Source organism: Psychrobacter sp. APC 3426, from assembly GCF_030408035.1.
Classification (GTDB): domain Bacteria; phylum Pseudomonadota; class Gammaproteobacteria; order Pseudomonadales; family Moraxellaceae; genus Psychrobacter.
In genome coordinates, this window is sequence record NZ_JASDCF010000012.1 from 36,057 (window position 1) to 53,557 (window position 17,501).

The window sequence follows — 17,501 nt, forward strand, 5'->3', positions numbered from 1 at the left end:
ATCAAGCCTGCGCTATGCAGGCTTTTTTTTCACCAAAAAACAACGCAGCGCGCGTTTTGATAACGATTTTTTGCGATATTAAAAGATATTTACCCTCATTATTGAAGGCTAATAAATGTCACCCAATGACACACCTCTAAAACCAATAAAATAGCGTGCCTAAACCCTATGATTGACAACTATAACTTATTCTTATTGGTGTGCGGCATTGCTTTTCTGCTAGGGGCATTGTTCCCTATTATTTTTCGGCGCACCTCGATTATCTCCTTACCAATGCTGCAAGTCAGCTTTGGCTTGATAATGGGATACTGGTGGACAACCTTATCTTTTTTAGACCCCATTGATAATGGATTGATTATCGAAAAGCTCACTGAGATTGTGGTTCTGGTATCACTGGTAGGTGCTGGCATCAAGATTGATACCGAGTTATCTTGGCAGCTATGGCGACCGACGGTTAGGCTGCTACTGATCACCATGCCGATCGGTATTTTTGTAATGGCAGTGCTTGGCTATTATGCTTTTGGTTTGACGCTAGGCGCTGCTATCTTGTTGGGTGCGGTACTGGCACCAACTGACCCTGTGCTCGCCTCTAGTATTCAGGTAGGTCCTCCAAATACGGGCGGTGAAGATACGCCTCGCTTTACCCTAACGTCAGAAGCAGGACTCAATGACGGACTGGCTTTTCCCTTTGTTTATTTAGCAATTAAGATCGCAGAAGCGTTTAGCGAGGGTCAGCGCTTTACCAGCGAGATGCTATGGTCGTGGTTCACTCATGATGTGCTGTGGAAAATTGGCGCAGGCTTGGTGGTCGGTATTGTTGTTGGCAAAGTGATGGCCAAACTGGTGTTTTCGAAACATAGCCAGGATACGACTATATCACAAGGTTACGTGGTTATTGCCCTCACACTAGTGGCTTATGGCTTAGCAGAATATGTACACAGTTACGGTTTTATTGCCGTATTTGTTGCTGCTTTCGCCTTTCGCCGCTCAGAACATCAGCACACTTATCATCAAAAACTGCATGACTTTGCTGAGCAATCAGAAGGCTTACTGATGTCATTGGTACTGGTGATTTTTGGTATGTTCCTCGGTCAAGGGCTGCAATCTGGGGTCGAGCTGACATGGCGCGTTTATATCGTCAGCTTCACCTTTTTATTATTAATACGGCCAATCGGGGGATTCATTGCATTGTCAGGACTCAACCTCCCTCGTACCGAAAAATACGCCATCTCAGCCTTAGGTATTCGGGGTATCGGTACTTTGTACTATTTGTCTTACGCGCTCAACCAAGGCTTCTTTGCAGATGACGACGCCCTTAAACTATGGGTCGTTTGTTCGATTGTTATCTTGACGTCCATTTTTATCCATGGATTGAGTGCGACTAAGCTACTAAAAATGACACCTAATGAGTCGCATTAATTTAGCAAACCTTTATCGCGCATTTATCACAGGCAAGCCAATTATCTCTCTAGTTATGCTGATTCATAAGGCTTGCCTGCTTTTCAAAGCTATTGATACCCACTATCATTTGTAGTAATAAAATCGAGCACCGCTTCTGTCAGTGCAAATTGACGAACATCATTTAGCATAGTGGCGTCAAAATTATGGACAAAAGCAAACGACAGTTGGCGTGTTGGGTCACACCAAGCTACGGAGCCGTTATAACCCATATGACCAAAACCCAATGAAGCATCAGCACAAACGCTAAACAGACGATGATAGCCCAAGCGCCAATTCATATGCGCGGGCATGACGGCGTCTGCACCCATTAATTGCGGTGATGACAGTTGCTCGAAAGTTTCACTATCAATTAGCACCTGCCCTTGCCACTCACCGCCATTGGCTAGCATGGCATACATGGTCGCCAGCGCCTGTGCTGAGGCGACCCCATTGGCTGCTGGAATGATAGCTTGTAACGACTCACGGCGATGGTAGTCAATGGGTTTTTTATTCGCAGGTACTAGTGCGGCTTTATAGTTTTTTAGATTGAGGCTACTGGCGTCGAAATATAAACTGTTAATTTGTGCTGTATTAAGCGTCACTGGTTTGCACTCATCACTCTCAACTTCATTTTGAATACCAGTGTCAGTGTCATTATCATTATTAAAGTCACTTTGACTTTGATAATGACTGTTATTTTTGGCACTAGGAGTAGTTAATGGCTGTTGCTCGACTCTCTGCTGCCAACATGAATAGCTAGGTAGACTGGCATAAGTCTGTAAGGTATTTTGCGAATCCACTTTTAAGGTCGGTTTATGTCGCTTATTACGTAGCGGTGAGCCATCCTCATTGGCAACTTCAAAATCCTTGACCAGCCTTGCGACTTGCTCAACGTTGCTATCTGGCACACCAAAATAACAGCTGTCGGCAATGCCCAAAGGTTCAGTTAAATAGTGTCTCAGCGCTTTAGCCAATGACATATCAGTAGCGGCCTCTATCACTCCCCCTAATACCCAGCCATAAATGAGCGCACTATAAGCACTGTCATAGGACTCAGCATCTTCAGGCGCAGTTATCGGCATGGCAGCTATTTTACTCAGCATCAACGTCCAATCAAGCAACCCTTCACTATCGACATCGATACTTTGAATAGAAAATAAATTTGCTTGATGTGACATGACCTGACGCAGAGTAATATTCCCTTTACCCTGTGCTGCAAATGCTGACCAATAATTGGCAACCGGCGTATCATAATCAAGCACCTGCTGCGAAACCAAAACATGAACCAATGTTGCCAGCACCCCTTTACCTGTCGAAAAGTTAATGGCTAAGGTGTCAGGCTGCCAAGACGTGTCCAAGCGTGCCGCTCCCACACTTGCCTGTGCGATACAGCGATCTGCCTGATAGACCACCACAGAACCACCCGCTGGCGCATCATCTAGCTGTAAATCTGTCAGTAGCTGCTGTAAGTGCTGTTGAAGCGTACTATCAATCTGATTGTCACTCTGACTTGTAATATTTCGATTCGTTTTTTTGTCATTGTTGGTCATTGCTGCCATGCTCCCATATCATCAAATAGCTAAGCGTTATTATATTTTTAATCTACGTTTTAACCCACATTACAAGCTTAACCCTGTTAACGGCTAGCGCGATTAAGTTATGTTGAACATTTTTCAAAAAAAAAGGCCACCCATTGGTCGCCTTTTTATCAATCCGTCATACTGGTATATTAGCGTGGTACCAACAACCGATTATGAACCTCTTCTTCAAGCTTAGTCAAACCATGACTGCGTCCACGCTCCATCGCCGTATCCATCTTACGACCACGTAGCCAGCCTGCACGCAGCGCTATGGCAGCCCCTGCTCTATTACCAGAACCACAGTGCATCGCTACTTTCTTGCCATGATGCTGTCGCAAAATATTATCAAATGCCAATATTTTAAGCTGCTTTAAATCAGCAGCGCCACTAATAGGGAGCTGTTCGTAGTGCATACCTGCGCGCTTTACCGCTGCTGCTTCATCAAAGCTTAACTCATCGTCAGGCTGTAAGTTAATCACCAGCTCGACACCAGCTTTGGCTAATGCAGCCACCTTTTCGTCATCAAGTGCACCGCAGACAATGGTGTTTGTATCAGGACGAAAATACGGCTCAAAGATACTCGCCAGGTCAATACCATTATCAGTAACGTTTTGGTCAGTGACAGTGCTGTCGTTAACAATATTGTCATTAGCAGCGACTGAATCGTCACTTAGGGTTGGGCTTGTTGCTTCTGTTTGTGAGGTCATAATGTTAAATATGTTCGTTAAGTTTGCTATTGAAATGTCTTTAGGGCATGCCCTCATATTAAAAATGATGACAAAAATACGATAAATTGCCGTCAAAAAAGAAAAACAACGAAGATAACATCGGGATATTACCTAGCTATTTGACGCTGTTTGGCAAGATTTAGCCATTTTTAGCCCATCTATATATTCATCATATTCATCGATTGCATTGAGGACACGCCCTAGTTAAACGGTAAAAATCTTACTGGCAAACTATTACTTACCACTCTGTAATTTAATAGTACCTGCAAGGTGCGGTTTGTCATTTTTTGAACTAAATAGCCCAAATCCGCTAGTATCGCCTTCGTTTTCGAGCTGTGCTACTGGCTCTGCAATTAACTCTACTTCTGCTGGCAAAAAGATAGGCAACTTAAATGACACCTCAACCGTGCAAGCATCAGGCAGTTCATCTATCAGTGCTAAACACTTAGCCTTTGACCACATGCCATGCGCAATCGCTTTAGGGAAACCAAAAGCACGTGCAGATAGCGGATGCAGATGGATAAGGTTAAAGTCGCCTGACACAAATGCATAGCGACGACCGATGTCTTCTGGCACTTCAAAGATGCTGTGCACACCCTCTTCGTTGACCAACGGCTTAACCGTTACTGGACGCGGTGTGCTTTTCTTGTCTTTGCTGCTTGATTTTTTGCCGCGTGATAAATAGGTTGACGTACCTTCCCACACAACCTTATCTTCTGACTTGACCGTCGTTACAAAGTCAAACTGCTGACCTTGGGCATGGTCACGTAGATTGTCAAAAGCAACCGACATAGCGACCGTTTCGCGCTCACCGATAGGACGATACTGGGTCACGCTGTTATCAACGTGTACCAGACCCAACATCGCAAATGGGAACGGCTCTTTGACCATCATGTTCATTTGCAGCGTTTGCGACAACACAGAAAAATAAGTGATGGGTACTTTGCCATTATCAGCAAAACCACAAATCTTACGATAATCGTCTAGATTGCTTTGATCGATATGTAAGTCGTCTACATAGTAAGTCGCTTGCGGCAATTGATCTTTACTGATTTTACCGCTATTACCAATGGGCAATAAACTTTTAACGATATTGGCGTAGGTAGTATGCGCTTTTGGCAACGCATCATAATGCTTGTCTGACATAAGTAAATCCTAAGTGGGGCTTGAGCAAATTTTCTGGCTACATATAAAATGCTATATATTCTTTGAATGATATGTGCGTTGATTACAGGCATTTCGCGTCATAAACAGAGACTACCTCAAATCAATGCAGCTATTCATCATCCAAGTAATAATAGGTCGCCAAAGTGAAAACCATCTGAGAAACAGGGCAATTTATTATTACTGTGTTTTTATCATAAAAAAGCCACCCTAGGGCAGCTTTATTACAATTTATCATCAATTTTTCGTAAGCATATGTGAGGCAACTCAACAATAGCTGATAATATCAAACAGTTATTGTCATTTTAATCAGCATCTGTACTTACTTATCGATTAGACTATTAGTCAGCTAATCAATGTACAAACTGCTGTTAGGCACCCAATAAGCTTTGACCACAAACGCGAACGATGTTGCCATTCAAACCGCCAGACGCTGGTGAGGCAAACCATGCAATGGTCTCTGCCACGTCTACTGGTAAACCACCTTGGCTCATTGAGTTCATGCGGCGACCCGCTTCACGGATAGCGAATGGAATGGCTTCGGTCATTTGTGTTTCGATAAACCCAGGAGCAACCGCGTTAACCGTCATGCCTTTGGCATTGTCTTCTAGCTGTTTAGCAGTGGCATTGACCAAGCCAATCACGCCTGCTTTAGAGGTTGCATAGTTGGTTTGACCCAAGTTACCAGCAATACCTGAGATTGATGACACACAGACGATACGTGCATTGTCTTTCAATACATCATTGTCTAGTAGGTAGCGGTTTAGTCTTGCGATACTGCCTAGGTTAATATCAATAACCATGTCCCACTTTTTCTCATCCATTTTTGCCAGTGTCTTATCACGAGTGACGCCAGCATTATGAATGATTGAATCTAAACCACCGCGCTTTTGTGCTGCTTCAGCGATTTGTTTGCCTGCATCATCACTAGTGATATCGACTGTTAATACAGAACCACTGATTTCGCTTGCAACCTTTTGTAGATCCGCTTGCTGTTGAGGTACATCTAGGCAGATAACGTGAGCGCCTTCGCGCGCCAATACACGGGCAATGGCTTCACCGATACCGCGGCTGGCACCAGTCACTAGCATGGTCTTGCCACCTAGAGGCTGCGTCCAATCGACATCTACTGAATCACCCTTGCTGACGCGTACAACTTGACCTGACACATATGCTGAACGAGCTGAGGTAAAGAAACGCAACGTTGAGTCTAGGTTCTGCTCAGCGCCTTCTTCGACATACACAAGCTGTGCTGTGATACCACGTTTGAACTCTTTACCAACTGACTTCACAAAGCCCTCAAGTGAGCGTTGAGCCAGTGCCGTATCGATATCAGTGATGTTTTCTGGCGTACGACCAACGATGATGACTCGACCTGATTTTTCGACGCGGCGAGCCACAGTATGGAAAAACTCATATACTTCTTTTAGCTGATCGGCATTGCTGATATTACTGGCATCAAACAACAGTACTTTAAATTTATCATCGCCGCCCGTATTGGCTTTTGCGTCTACACCAGCATCCGCCAATGCGTCTTTGATATCATCGCTGCTATTTACATAAACCTCAGCATGTACATCTGATAAGATACGCGCCACTGACGCACTAACGCTTTTGTCATCGCCTGCAGCACGACCAACCAATACACTACCACGCACCAAAGGCTCACCGCTTTCAAAGCGATCTAATGTAACTGGCAATGGTAGGCCTAAGTTTTTGGCTACTTTTTTACCAATAGAAGATTGAACAAAATCACCATAACGGTCTGACATAATATAATCCCTATAACGAACGGTTAGAATAATAATAAATAAAAATGCAATGCGCCTATTATATAGACTCATCGATATCATAATTATTGATATTTAGTAAATGAGTCGAAAACTGGCCTAACTATACACTTACCTCATAAACAAGTCCAAAAACCAGTAATGTCTACAACAATCTGTAAACAAGCCAGTATACAAGATGGCAACTTTTTCTAGATTTAAAAATCGCCATGTTGTGTTAAAATCAGACCTATAAGTTATGGCAAACGTATTTATCGATAACAATATATTATCATACAGTTTATTATGCAACGTAAATAATCAATACCAACCAGTCTACGAAAGTCATCTTGATTGGTTGCAAAGCCATTACTGACCTTAGATAAGCGTCACATAGTTTGCCAAAGATATACATTAACGTTATAAAAACGGCTTATGATAGACAACGCTGTGGCGCAATAAGTGATAATATTCGCTTCTGAATTGTTTTAGATGATTTGATGGCCTTTTTGACGCACTACCTTTTAATATAATCAGCTTTTGATTTGGTATTTTGATTCAGTAACCTGTTAATCGTTTTCATTTTTACCCTCCTTTTTCTTCTACCCATACTTTTTAAGGATAATATTATGAGTAATAAAAATAACCACCCTGATAGCCCAGTTGTTGAAAGCACTGTTGTTAAGTCTACTGATAGCGCTACAAAAGACACTGCTGCTAAGAACACTAGCAGTACTGAGACTAAGGCCGCCGCTAAAACCAGCAATGCTAAAGACTCTGCTAAGAAAGAAACTGCTAATAAAGAAACAACCAGCAAAAAAGCAACGGACGATAAAGCAGCTGCTACTAAAAAGCCAGCCACTACTGCTAAGAAAGCCAGTAAATCTAAACCAGCGACAGGTCAAAACCGTGTTGCTATTTTAGGTGGTAACCGTATCCCATTTGCACGCTCAAACGGTTCATACGCTGATGTTAGCAACACTGATATGCTAACAGCCGCTCTAGATGGTTTGGTTGAACGTTACAACCTACAAGACGAAGTAATAGGTGAAGTTGTTTCTGGTGCGGTCATGAAGCTTAGCCGTGATATCAACTTGACTCGTGAAGCGACATTGAACACTGCGCTTAATCCACACACACCGACTTATGATGTGTCACAAGCTTGTGGTACTGGCTTGCAAGCAACGTTTGCCTCTGCAAACAAAATCTCCCTTGGTCTTATCGACTCAGCCATTACTGGTGGTGTAGATACGACGTCTGATGCCCCTATCGCAATTGGTGATGGTCTACGTAAAGTGCTTATTAAGTTAGGTGCAGCAAGAGACAACAAGCAACGTCTAAAAGCATTAATGGGCTTAAACCCAAAAGACTTGATCGATGCGCCGCAAAACGGTGAGCCACGTACTGGTCTGTCTATGGGCGAGCATCAAGCCATCACGACACTTGAATGGAATATCAGCCGTGAAGCACAAGATGAGCTAGCATTTAATAGCCATCAAAACCTAGCACGTGCTTACGACGATGGTTTCTTTGATGACCTAATCACGCCTTATAAAGGTCTGACTCGCGACAATAACTTGCGTCCAGACACAACTTTGGAAAAACTGGGTAAGTTAAAGCCAGTGTTTGGCAAAAAGAACGCCAACCCAACAATGACAGCTGCTAACTCTACCCCACTAACTGACGGTGCTTCTTGTGTACTACTGGGTACTGATGAGTGGGCAAAAGAGCGCGGTCTTAAGCCTTTGGCTTATATCGTCCATCAAGAAACAGCTGCCGTTGATTTCATTGGCAAATCTGGTACCACTGAAGGTCTATTGATGGCACCTGCTTATGCAGTACCACGTATGCTTGAGCGCGCTGGTCTGACACTACAAGATTTTGATTTTTATGAAATCCATGAAGCCTTTGCTTCACAAGTACTGTCAACATTGGCGGCTTGGGAAGATGAGAAATTCTGTGAAGAGCGTCTAGGTCTTGATGCACCACTAGGTTCTATCGATCGTAGCAAGCTAAACGTTAACGGTTCATCATTGGCTGCCGGTCATCCATTTGCTGCCACTGGTGGTCGTATCTTAGCCACTGCTGCTAAGTTATTGGATCAAAAAGGCTCAGGCCGTGCACTTATCTCTATCTGTGCAGCGGGTGGTCAAGGTGTGACTTGCATCCTAGAAAAATAATCATGCACTTATCTGCTTAGCAGGTATATAGCTAGATGTTGAGACACCCTTTAATCAATGGATTAGAGGGTGTTTTTTTATGTCCATGAACACTTAGATTCAGTGATTTATTTAACATGCCGTATGGTATAAAAACAGTTTTTAATAAGGCTACTTTAAATACTATCCTAGAAAACAAGTGCAGAACCACACAATATTAAAACGCAGTCACCTCATAGGGTCAGCAGTAGATATGCTAAAGTAAAGGTAGCGTAATAAAGCAATTAAAATAAAGCAGTCACAATAAAGTTATAATAATATTTATCAGGAGCATTCTATGAGCAAAGTCCCCTCAGCGATTGACCCAACGTCTTTAACAAAAAAAGAGCGTCATGAACTTAGTGTACCTGAACAAAGCAATTATCTAAATCGTATGGACAAAGAGATATTTAATGATGAGCTGCGTCGTAAAATGCATGAAGACCTCATCGACAGTTATGATGAAGAAATGGAAAATGAGATAGATGATTACGTGCGTGACTTTCGTTTTGATGGGCGGGAGATGAGCGAACAAGAAAGGCTTGATCGGCGCATGTATTTTCAGGAATTGGTAAGGCTGCAGCGCGAACTGATTAAGTTACAAGACTGGGTGGTCGACCGCGGTGAACGCATCGTTGTGATATTTGAAGGTCGCGATTCAGCGGGTAAGGGAGGTGCCATCAAGCGTATTACTCAGCGCTTAAACCCTCGTGTCTGTAGAGTCGCTGCCCTACCTGCCCCAACGGAACGTGAGCAATCACAGTGGTATTTCCAACGTTATGTGGCTCATTTACCGGCGGCGGGAGAGATTGTGTTGTTCGACCGTAGCTGGTATAACCGCGTCGGGGTTGAACGCGTCATGGGCTTTTGTACCGATGCTCAGTATGAGGAGTTTTTTCAGTCGGTGCCAGAGTTTGAGCGCATGCTCGTACGCTCTGGTATTCGTCTAGTAAAATACTGGTTTTCTATCACTGACGATGAGCAGCATTCACGCTTTATGAGCCGTATCCATGACCCACTGAAGCAATGGAAGCTCTCTCCTATGGATTTAGAATCACGTCGGCGCTGGGAAGACTACACCAAGGCTAAAGAGACCATGTTTGAACGCACTCACATTCCTGAGGCACCATGGTGGGTGGTAGAGGGTAATAATAAAAAACGGGCACGCCTTAACTGTATTGCTCACTTACTCGAACAAATTCCCTATAACGAAGTACCACGTGACGAGGTCGAACTACCAGAGCGTAAGCGTGATGATGAGTATTATCGTGAGCCCATTCCCGATGACATGTATGTCCCACCACGTTATTAAGGCGAATTTTAATTGCTCTCATACCTGTTTAATACGTCTTATTCTTAACCCCATTATAAAAAAGGCCACCTCATATATCGATATATAAGGTGGTCTTTCGTATGCTGTTTATCTAATATTTATCAAATCAAGCGCAGATATATTGCTCACTGAATTGATGGTTTACATGGTATAGGTCGACTGCAAACTGTCTATCTTGCCTGCCAATAAGCGCTCAACTTCATTCTTAATTCTTTGCCCCGCAATATCAGTACCAATCTGTAAGGCGAAGCCTGCTGGGCGACCACTTTGGGTTTTAGAATTAATCCACACTACCTTACCGTTCATTGGTAAACGCTCACTAGAGTTCGGTAACGTCACTGCGATAAACACCTCATCACCCAATAACTGCGGTCGATCAGACGGTACAAATAATGCACCATTGGTCACAAAAGATAAGTAGCTGGCATATAGCGTGTCGATGTCTTCAATATGGCAGGTTAAAATCCCACCGCGTCCTGGCATGGCCATAGTCAGCTTCCTTTAATCATTGGGTATGGTATTTTTATGAGTTACTTATAAGGCAAGCAGGTTCTTTTATAAATAAGCCAGCTCTTGCATCAGCTTATCATAGGCGAATTTTTCTTGCACATTTTGTTGCAGAGCAATTTTGCTTTGCTGTAAGCTATTTGCAAAGGTCTCAATCGCACTGCTAGCAGGTTGATAGCTCTCTAATATCGCTGATAGATTGATATCTTTTTGTAGTGCAGCGAGTCCTAAACAGAGACGGCGCATATCAAGCAACATCAATTCAGACAATTGGATAAATTCTATAATACTCAGCTGCTTTTGCCAATAATCACTGGCCGCCACACTGCTACGTTTGCCACTACGCAATGCTTGCCAAGTGGTCAGCCACAGTGCGCGTTTGCTATACCACGGGGCTTGTGCCAACGCTATCGCTGCTAAGGGGGCGCCATTAGCCATTTGGATAAGTTGCTCAATCGCAGCGGTACCGACGGCTTCACGATTGACCGTAGAGCCAAGTACCTGTGTGACATAGTCAGTGGCCACAGCAGGCTCAATCGTCTGCAAAGCCAACTGCTGCACACGACTTTTAATGGTCGGAAGCAGCTGTGCAGGACTGTCACTTATCAAAAACAAATGCACTTGCGCTTGCGGCTCTTCTAAGGTTTTCAGCAAAGCATTGGCAGCAGCAATGGTCATTTGCTCAGCGTGGTCTAGCACACAGATACGCAGTCCTTGTCCGCCTTGATAGATAAAAGGCTGCAACGCACGGATATCATCAACTTTTATCTTAAGTGCGCTATTGTTAGTCGCTTTGGCAGATTTTTTGTCTTTGGCAGTGCTGCTCGACTTCTCTTTGTTAGCAGTGTTTTCTGCACTGACTGGCATACTAATCAGTGGCAATGTCTGAAAGCTTGGATGGGTACCTGATCTAAGCCACTGACAGCTCTCACATTGTGCACAGGCCCCCGATGGATGGCTATCGCGCTGACGACATAACAGCCAAGCGACTAAGCGCCATACGAAAGCTCGCTTGCCCATCCCTTGCATACCTGCCGCCAATAGCGCATGAGGCAATGATTGCTGCTGTACGGTCACGCGCTTGGTGAGCTGTGTCCACAGTCCTTGTTGCCATGGTAATAATGGCGCAAAGTAAATATCATCGGCTGTATCTAGCGCACCTGTACTTTCCATCATATTACTCATGCCTATTTATTATACTAATGACTGAACAAAATCTATTTCTTACTCAAAGTCCTGCTTATATATTTTTTAAATACATCTATCGAAAGTCAGAAGTCTACTTAATTTTTTGGTGGTGTTCTAAAAAGTATGCTGGCGCTAAAAGTCAATAAGAAGTCTATGCTAAGTTCTCTGATTCTATATGGCTTTCAAAGCTTCAAAAATTGTTCAAATTTTGATCAGCATACTTTTTGATACACCACCAATTTTTTAGGTGCTTAATTTTTTAGATGCTTAGGTCTCTAGCTGCTTAAGCTACTACTTAAACGGGTTTTGAAAATCAGCCAAACTCATCGCATTTAAACGATCTAAATCTTCTTGAGTGTCGACACCTGCTGGTAGCTGGCAGGCTGCTGCTGCAATCGCAATATGTCCACCGTTTTCTAATACGCGCAGCTGCTCTAGACTCTCTAAAACCTCTAAAGGGGTTTGCGGCCAATGAACAAATCGTTGCAGCAGGCTGACACGATAGGCATAGAGACCCAAGTGGCGATAAGCATTCTTTGGCGGTTGCTGACCTTGCTCATTGGCCAAGACAACATCGCGGTCACAAGGAATCGGCGCTCGGCTAAAATATAAGGCACGCTGCAAATCATTAGATTGTTGGCTGACGACCTTCACTACAGAAGGACGCTGGAAAGTCTCATAATCGTCAATAGACTCATACAGTGTGGCCATAACGCTGTCATTATCTGCAACCAAAAGCGCCTTAACCTGCTCTAATAATAACGGAGGTACTAACGGTTCATCACCTTGCATGTTGACGACAATATCGTTTTCAGCCCACCCTTTGATGGCAGCGACTTCGGCCAAACGGTCAGTACCTGAAGCATGCGCGCTACTCGTCATAACCACATCAAAACCGGCTTGCTTGCACACCTGAGCAATGCGCTCATCATCGGTGGCAATACACATATCATCAGCGAAATATGCCGCTTGTGCCTTTTCAGCGACCCAAAGAATCATAGGTTTACCATGGATAGTCAGTAGTGGCTTGCCAGGCAAGCGTGTGCTCTTAAAACGCGCAGGAATAACAATGTGGGTTTTGGCTTCTGTGACAGACATATTTGATTCCTATCGCAATTTTATTTAAAAACGTCATTTATATAGCGGCTGCTAGACTAAGGAGTAATGTTGGCGCTGCCAATTAATTTTTAGAGGCTGGTGTTGTATTTGACATCGTTTGACGTTCCTTAGCCTCAATGCCCAGTGCTTTTATTTGATGTTCTAATAGTTGGTAACAGTCATCAGACAATAAAGCGGTTACAGGCAATACCCATAGTCTATTTACAAGCTCTTGATACTCGTCATTCAGTGGGTTTGCGGTGGTTGCCTGTGCGAATAACGCTCTAATTTTCACCGCATCTTTACTGGTGACCACAATTGGATAATCACTATATTGTAGCAGTTCAACCAAGGTAAACTCATAGTGGTCAGGATAAGGATGACCTATGACCTTATAACCAAGTGAACCCAAGGTATCAAAAAAACGCTGTGGATAGCCGATACCGCTCACGGCATGTACCTGACTGCCCTTTTTAGGGACTGTATTATTAGACGCCGTATTTTTAGGAATTGTATCAATGATTTGCGAATCAGACACTTCAGGTTGCCACAAAAGCTGCATGTCATCTGCTTGCATATACATGGTCAAACGACTGCTTTGATGTTGGCTGTCTTTATCTATATTGGCCAACACTGTCTCACGTTTTTCATGATAGATAACATTGGCGCCTTCTAACCGAGACATAGGCTCACGCAAAAACCCCGTTGGTAGCAACTGTTGATTTCCAAAGCCACGGGCGGCGTCAACCACTATCCATTCTATATCTCGTTGCAGCGCATAATGCTGCAACCCGTCATCCGCAATAATCAGTTGCAGGTCTGGATGAGCAGCCAGTAACGTAGTGATTGCTTGCTCCCGATTGGGACTCACTGCCATTGGTGCGTGAGTCATACTGACAATCAAACAAGGCTCATCCCCTACTACATTGGGCAAACTGTGGGCATTGACCAATGCTGGCATCTGCTTATGATCGCCACCATAACCGCGGCTAATAACCCCTACTTTGATGTTTTTTTTCTGCAGATAATTGACCAATGCAATGATTAGTGGCGTTTTTCCACTGCCACCCACGCTAATATTGCCGATGACCATGACAGGTATGGGTGCTCGATAACTGGATAACAATCCAAGTTTGTAGGCTTGGCGACGCAGCATCGTGATAAGACCATACAACCAGCTAATAGGCAATAACAGCCACAGCCAAGCAGCTTGTCGTTGCCATGCACGCGTTACTGTTGTCTCAATGCTCATTGTTATTGGTCACTTATGTATTGGTTCAGCGCGCGCTCATTAGCTGCATCTATTCGAAGTCTCGCGCGTACATTTGCGCATAATGACCTTGCATCTGCATCAACTCATGATGAGTACCCAATTCAACAATCTGACCGCCATCTAACACAGCGATACGGTCGGCTGACTCAATCGTTGTCAGGCGATGCGCTATGACTAAGGTAGTACGGTCTTTCATGACGTTATCAAGCGCTTGCTGAATGTAGTACTCTGATTCATTATCCAAAGCACTGGTCGCTTCATCTAAAATCAGTATCGGTGCATCTTTCAATAACGCCCGAGCAATAGATAAGCGTTGACGTTGTCCGCCAGATAGCTGCAGACCCTCAGCCCCGATTTCACTTTGATAGCCATTTGGCATTTTCATAATAAAATCATGAGCAAAAGCGTCTTTCGCCGCGCGTTCGACTTCAGCTTGGGTTTTATTGGCCAAGCTGCCGTAAGCGATATTGTTGAATACCGTTGTGTTGAATAGCACCACTTGCTGATTGACCATCGCAATCTGGGCGCGCAGGCTTTCAAGCTTAATGTCTTCGATTGGCATGCCATCTAAGGTAATCTGCCCAGACGAGGTTGATAAGGTGCGTGTCAATAAATTGACCAAAGATGACTTACCAGCACCACTTCGCCCTACTAAGGCAACCGTTTCTCCAGCTCGAACATCTAAAGTAAAATCACGTAACGCCACCGTCGAATCCGGATAAACCAAACTGATATTGTCTAAATGGATTTCACCGGACAATGATGGGCTAAATGTGCCTATATCTTCTTCTTCAGGCTCATCAAGCAGCGCAAAAATTGACTCACCTGCTGCAATGCCTTTTTGTAGTTTTTGGTTGACGTCAGTCAGAGAACGCACTGGTTTGCTGAGCAATCCTGCAGCGGCGATATAAGAGATAAACTCACCTGCTGAGATATTGTCTATCACTGCGGGACGCAGGGCAAGCCATACCACAACTGACATCGCCATTGCCATCAGCAGCTGCACAGCTGGCGTGTTGATACTGTTGGTGACGACGACCTTCATGCCTTGACGTAAGTTCTTCTTTGATGTTTTATCAAAGCGCTCAGCTTCGTACGCTTGGCCGCCATAGTTTTTGACCACTTGGTAGCCACCGATGACCTCGTTGGTGATATGACTGACATCACCCATGGTCTCTTGAATGCCTTTAGACAGCTTTAAATAACGCTTGGAGGCTACCCGAATCAGCCACAGTATTGGCGGCAGCACAAGAAACAAAATCAACGTCAAACGCCAATTGCTATAAAGTAGAAAACCTATCAATGCGATAACCGTCAAGCCATCACGCAATAAAGTCTTCATGGAGTCTGTACTGGCAGCCGTTACTTGTTCAACATCAAATATCAGCTTTGATGAGATAGTGCCGGCCGGATTGGCTAGGTAAAATGAGCTTGGTAAACGCAATAGCTTGTTAAAGACCTCGACCCGTAATTCATATACCAAGTTGCGTGAGACCAAGGCGGTGTAATAGTTCCCTAAAAAAGTGCCCACGCCTCGCACAAAGAACAACAACACAATGATAAATGGAAATAGGTCTTGCTTACTCTGATCGTTTTGGTTGATAGCATCGGTGATATATTGCAGTAGTTTAGCAATCCAAATTTCTGTCGCCGCGTTGATAGCAAAGCCCACGATGGTCAATAACAAAGCCCACCAATAGGGCTTTAAATACCTTAATAGGCGCAGTAATGTTTTGTGCTTAGGTGTGCTCGACGGCACTGCTGATAGTTTTTTAGCAGAAGTTTTTGTAGAGTCAGGTTGATTAGCTTGGCTCATAAAAGCCTCAATTTAGGGTTATGGCATGAGTGGGCTGCACTTAAGATACAGTTTTATGATTTCAATGACATCGAAAATAGCCATTGCTTACTGCGGTAATGGCTGACCAAGGGGTACGACCGTACTAATATTAAGATTTAAAAATCCCAGCTTACCCGCAATATCAATGACCCGCACCACTGATTGATGGGTAGCATTGGCATCCGCTGCAATAACAAATAGCATGTCACGATTACTGCCCGCCTCTTGCTGTAACATACTGGTCAACTCAGCCTCATTGCTGCTGGCAAGAGTAATACCATTAACCAAATAACTGCCGTCTTCTTGTACGGCCACTTCGATACTATTCTTTTGCTCAGTCAGTGCAACGCCTTCAGCTTCAGGCAGGATAATATTTAAGCGACTAAAATGATTAAAAGAGGTTGCCAATAACAAAAAAACAATCAGAAACAATAAGCAGTCAATCATTGGTGTTAGATTAATTTCAAGCGGCTCAACCGTCGGTTTTCTAAAGCGCATATTATTCTCTTCAAGATACTTGATACTAACAGATACACTGTATTACTTATTGATAACTGCCATTACTATGAAGTAACGACAGAACCGGTTACCGAACCACTCTCTTGTTCGAATGAGTGCTCATAGCCTTCATCAACACTTGTGCCTCTAGCAGCTGTACCAGCAGTAGGCGTACCATCCAATAACTGATAGTCATACAGCTCTTGAATCATCAGACCGGCTTGGGTCTCAAACTGCGCATTGATATCAATGATACGGCGCTGAAAGTAACGATAAGCGACCAGTGCTGGTATGGCAACAATCATACCAGCAGCAGTGGTAATCAAAGCTTGTGATACACCAGCCGCCAACATGGTTGGGTCTTGCATCGCACCATCTGTAATCGCTAAAAACGATGAGATAATACCCAATACTGTACCTAATAACCCAAGCAATGGGGCAATCGCCCCTATGGTGCCAAGCATATTAATGTTTTTTTCTAGCTGATGCACCTGCACACTGGCACGATTCTGCATATGCATGGTCATAGAGTCCAAACCATACTGACGATAAAGAAGCCCGGTCGCCAGAATATCACCCAAGGGTGTTTTTTCTTTGACATTCATCAATTGGGTACGCCCGATATCGCCATTCTCACGTAATCGAGTAATCAGCTGTTCACGCAATCTGCCTGGAACGATTTTATTGAACTGTAAGGTATGGCTACGTTCGATGATAATAACCAACGCCAAAATTGAGCAAATCACAATCGGTGTCATCAACCAACCGCCCGCCTTTACCAACTCCCACATACTGACTCTCTTCTATATTTTTACAAAATAGTTATGACAAGGATGGTTCTATATCAGCAATAGCCATTTAAACAATAAGCATTTGAATAACAATCAC

General features: G+C 43.9%; 14 protein-coding genes. 3 read left to right on the forward strand and 11 right to left on the reverse strand.

The features are described 5' to 3' along the window. The first annotated feature begins 168 nt into the window (after nt 1-168). Complete coding sequence (locus QL919_RS07895; RefSeq protein WP_290189010.1) at nt 169-1,419, forward strand: cation:proton antiporter; 1,251 nt, start codon at nt 169-171, stop codon at nt 1,417-1,419. Nucleotides 1,420-1,508: 89 nt separating this feature from the next. On the opposite strand, the gene QL919_RS07900 is transcribed toward QL919_RS07895, so the two are convergent. From QL919_RS07900 to QL919_RS07915, 4 genes are all read right to left on the reverse strand, one after another. After that, nucleotides 1,509-2,990 (reverse strand): serine hydrolase domain-containing protein, encoded by a 1,482-nt coding sequence (locus QL919_RS07900; RefSeq protein ID WP_290189011.1) that lies wholly within the window; start codon nt 2,988-2,990, stop codon nt 1,509-1,511. Between the two features lie 179 nt (nt 2,991-3,169). Next, complete coding sequence (locus tag QL919_RS07905) at nt 3,170-3,727, reverse strand: sulfur transferase domain-containing protein (protein ID WP_290189012.1); 558 nt, start codon at nt 3,725-3,727, stop codon at nt 3,170-3,172. 255 nt (nt 3,728-3,982) lie between these two features. After that, nucleotides 3,983-4,894 carry a MaoC/PaaZ C-terminal domain-containing protein gene (locus tag QL919_RS07910; protein WP_290189013.1) on the reverse strand — a complete coding sequence of 304 codons (912 nt, stop codon included), beginning with the start codon at nt 4,892-4,894 and terminating at the stop codon, nt 3,983-3,985. A gap of 389 nt (nt 4,895-5,283) precedes the next feature. Beyond that, nucleotides 5,284-6,684 carry a 3-oxoacyl-ACP reductase gene (locus QL919_RS07915; RefSeq protein WP_290189014.1) on the reverse strand — a complete coding sequence of 467 codons (1,401 nt, stop codon included), beginning with the start codon at nt 6,682-6,684 and terminating at the stop codon, nt 5,284-5,286. A gap of 626 nt (nt 6,685-7,310) precedes the next feature. On the opposite strand from QL919_RS07915, the gene QL919_RS07920 reads away from it, so the two are divergent. Together QL919_RS07920 and ppk2 are read left to right on the forward strand one after the other, a co-directional pair. Beyond that, entirely contained in the window at nt 7,311-8,861 is a 1,551-nt protein-coding gene (locus QL919_RS07920) for an acetyl-CoA C-acetyltransferase (protein ID WP_290189015.1), read from the forward strand. Between the two features lie 316 nt (nt 8,862-9,177). Further along, nucleotides 9,178-10,191 (forward strand): polyphosphate kinase 2, encoded by a 1,014-nt coding sequence (gene ppk2, locus QL919_RS07925; RefSeq protein ID WP_290189016.1) that lies wholly within the window; start codon nt 9,178-9,180, stop codon nt 10,189-10,191. 162 nt (nt 10,192-10,353) lie between these two features. Here ppk2 and QL919_RS07930 read toward each other — a convergent pair whose 3' ends face one another. The 7 genes from QL919_RS07930 to QL919_RS07960 all read right to left on the reverse strand — a co-directional run bounded on the left by QL919_RS07930 (nt 10,354) and on the right by QL919_RS07960 (nt 17,404). Then, nucleotides 10,354-10,701, reverse strand: a complete 348-nt coding sequence (locus tag QL919_RS07930) for a PilZ domain-containing protein (protein WP_290189017.1) — start codon at nt 10,699-10,701, stop codon at nt 10,354-10,356. 66 nt (nt 10,702-10,767) lie between these two features. Continuing rightward, nucleotides 10,768-11,895: a DNA polymerase III subunit delta' gene (locus QL919_RS07935; RefSeq protein WP_356650151.1), complete on the reverse strand. Its 1,128-nt coding sequence runs from the start codon at nt 11,893-11,895 to the stop codon at nt 10,768-10,770. A 303-nt stretch (nt 11,896-12,198) separates the two neighbouring features. After that, complete coding sequence (gene kdsB / locus QL919_RS07940; RefSeq protein ID WP_290189019.1) at nt 12,199-13,005, reverse strand: 3-deoxy-manno-octulosonate cytidylyltransferase; 807 nt, start codon at nt 13,003-13,005, stop codon at nt 12,199-12,201. Between the two features lie 82 nt (nt 13,006-13,087). Next, nucleotides 13,088-14,257, reverse strand: coding sequence for a tetraacyldisaccharide 4'-kinase (gene lpxK / locus QL919_RS07945; protein ID WP_290189020.1), 1,170 nt, complete (start codon nt 14,255-14,257; stop codon nt 13,088-13,090). A gap of 49 nt (nt 14,258-14,306) precedes the next feature. Beyond that, on the reverse strand, nt 14,307-16,094 hold the full coding sequence (msbA, locus tag QL919_RS07950; RefSeq protein ID WP_290189021.1) for a lipid A export permease/ATP-binding protein MsbA: 1,788 nt from the start codon (nt 16,092-16,094) through the stop codon (nt 14,307-14,309). Nucleotides 16,095-16,181: 87 nt separating this feature from the next. Further along, the gene (locus tag QL919_RS07955) at nt 16,182-16,613 is read right to left on the reverse strand and encodes a biopolymer transporter ExbD (protein WP_290189022.1); all 432 of its coding nucleotides are present in this window, start codon (nt 16,611-16,613) and stop codon (nt 16,182-16,184) included. 65 nt (nt 16,614-16,678) lie between these two features. Continuing rightward, nucleotides 16,679-17,404 carry a MotA/TolQ/ExbB proton channel family protein gene (locus tag QL919_RS07960; protein WP_290189023.1) on the reverse strand — a complete coding sequence of 242 codons (726 nt, stop codon included), beginning with the start codon at nt 17,402-17,404 and terminating at the stop codon, nt 16,679-16,681. Nucleotides 17,405-17,501 lie beyond the last annotated feature (97 nt).

Coding starts and splice junctions, on each gene's coding strand:
- QL919_RS07905 (WP_290189012.1), bottom strand. CDS start 3,727: ATGACCTCACAAACAGAAGCAACAAGCCCAACCCTAAGTGACGATTCA.
- QL919_RS07895 (WP_290189010.1), top strand. CDS start 169: ATGATTGACAACTATAACTTATTCTTATTGGTGTGCGGCATTGCTTTT.
- QL919_RS07910 (WP_290189013.1), bottom strand. CDS start 4,894: ATGTCAGACAAGCATTATGATGCGTTGCCAAAAGCGCATACTACCTAC.
- QL919_RS07935 (WP_356650151.1), bottom strand. CDS start 11,895: ATGATGGAAAGTACAGGTGCGCTAGATACAGCCGATGATATTTACTTT.
- ppk2 (WP_290189016.1), top strand. CDS start 9,178: ATGAGCAAAGTCCCCTCAGCGATTGACCCAACGTCTTTAACAAAAAAA.
- kdsB (WP_290189019.1), bottom strand. CDS start 13,005: ATGTCTGTCACAGAAGCCAAAACCCACATTGTTATTCCTGCGCGTTTT.
- QL919_RS07960 (WP_290189023.1), bottom strand. CDS start 17,404: ATGTGGGAGTTGGTAAAGGCGGGCGGTTGGTTGATGACACCGATTGTG.
- QL919_RS07930 (WP_290189017.1), bottom strand. CDS start 10,701: ATGGCCATGCCAGGACGCGGTGGGATTTTAACCTGCCATATTGAAGAC.
- QL919_RS07920 (WP_290189015.1), top strand. CDS start 7,311: ATGAGTAATAAAAATAACCACCCTGATAGCCCAGTTGTTGAAAGCACT.
- QL919_RS07900 (WP_290189011.1), bottom strand. CDS start 2,990: ATGACCAACAATGACAAAAAAACGAATCGAAATATTACAAGTCAGAGT.
- QL919_RS07915 (WP_290189014.1), bottom strand. CDS start 6,684: ATGTCAGACCGTTATGGTGATTTTGTTCAATCTTCTATTGGTAAAAAA.
- lpxK (WP_290189020.1), bottom strand. CDS start 14,257: ATGAGCATTGAGACAACAGTAACGCGTGCATGGCAACGACAAGCTGCT.
- msbA (WP_290189021.1), bottom strand. CDS start 16,094: ATGAGCCAAGCTAATCAACCTGACTCTACAAAAACTTCTGCTAAAAAA.
- QL919_RS07955 (WP_290189022.1), bottom strand. CDS start 16,613: ATGCGCTTTAGAAAACCGACGGTTGAGCCGCTTGAAATTAATCTAACA.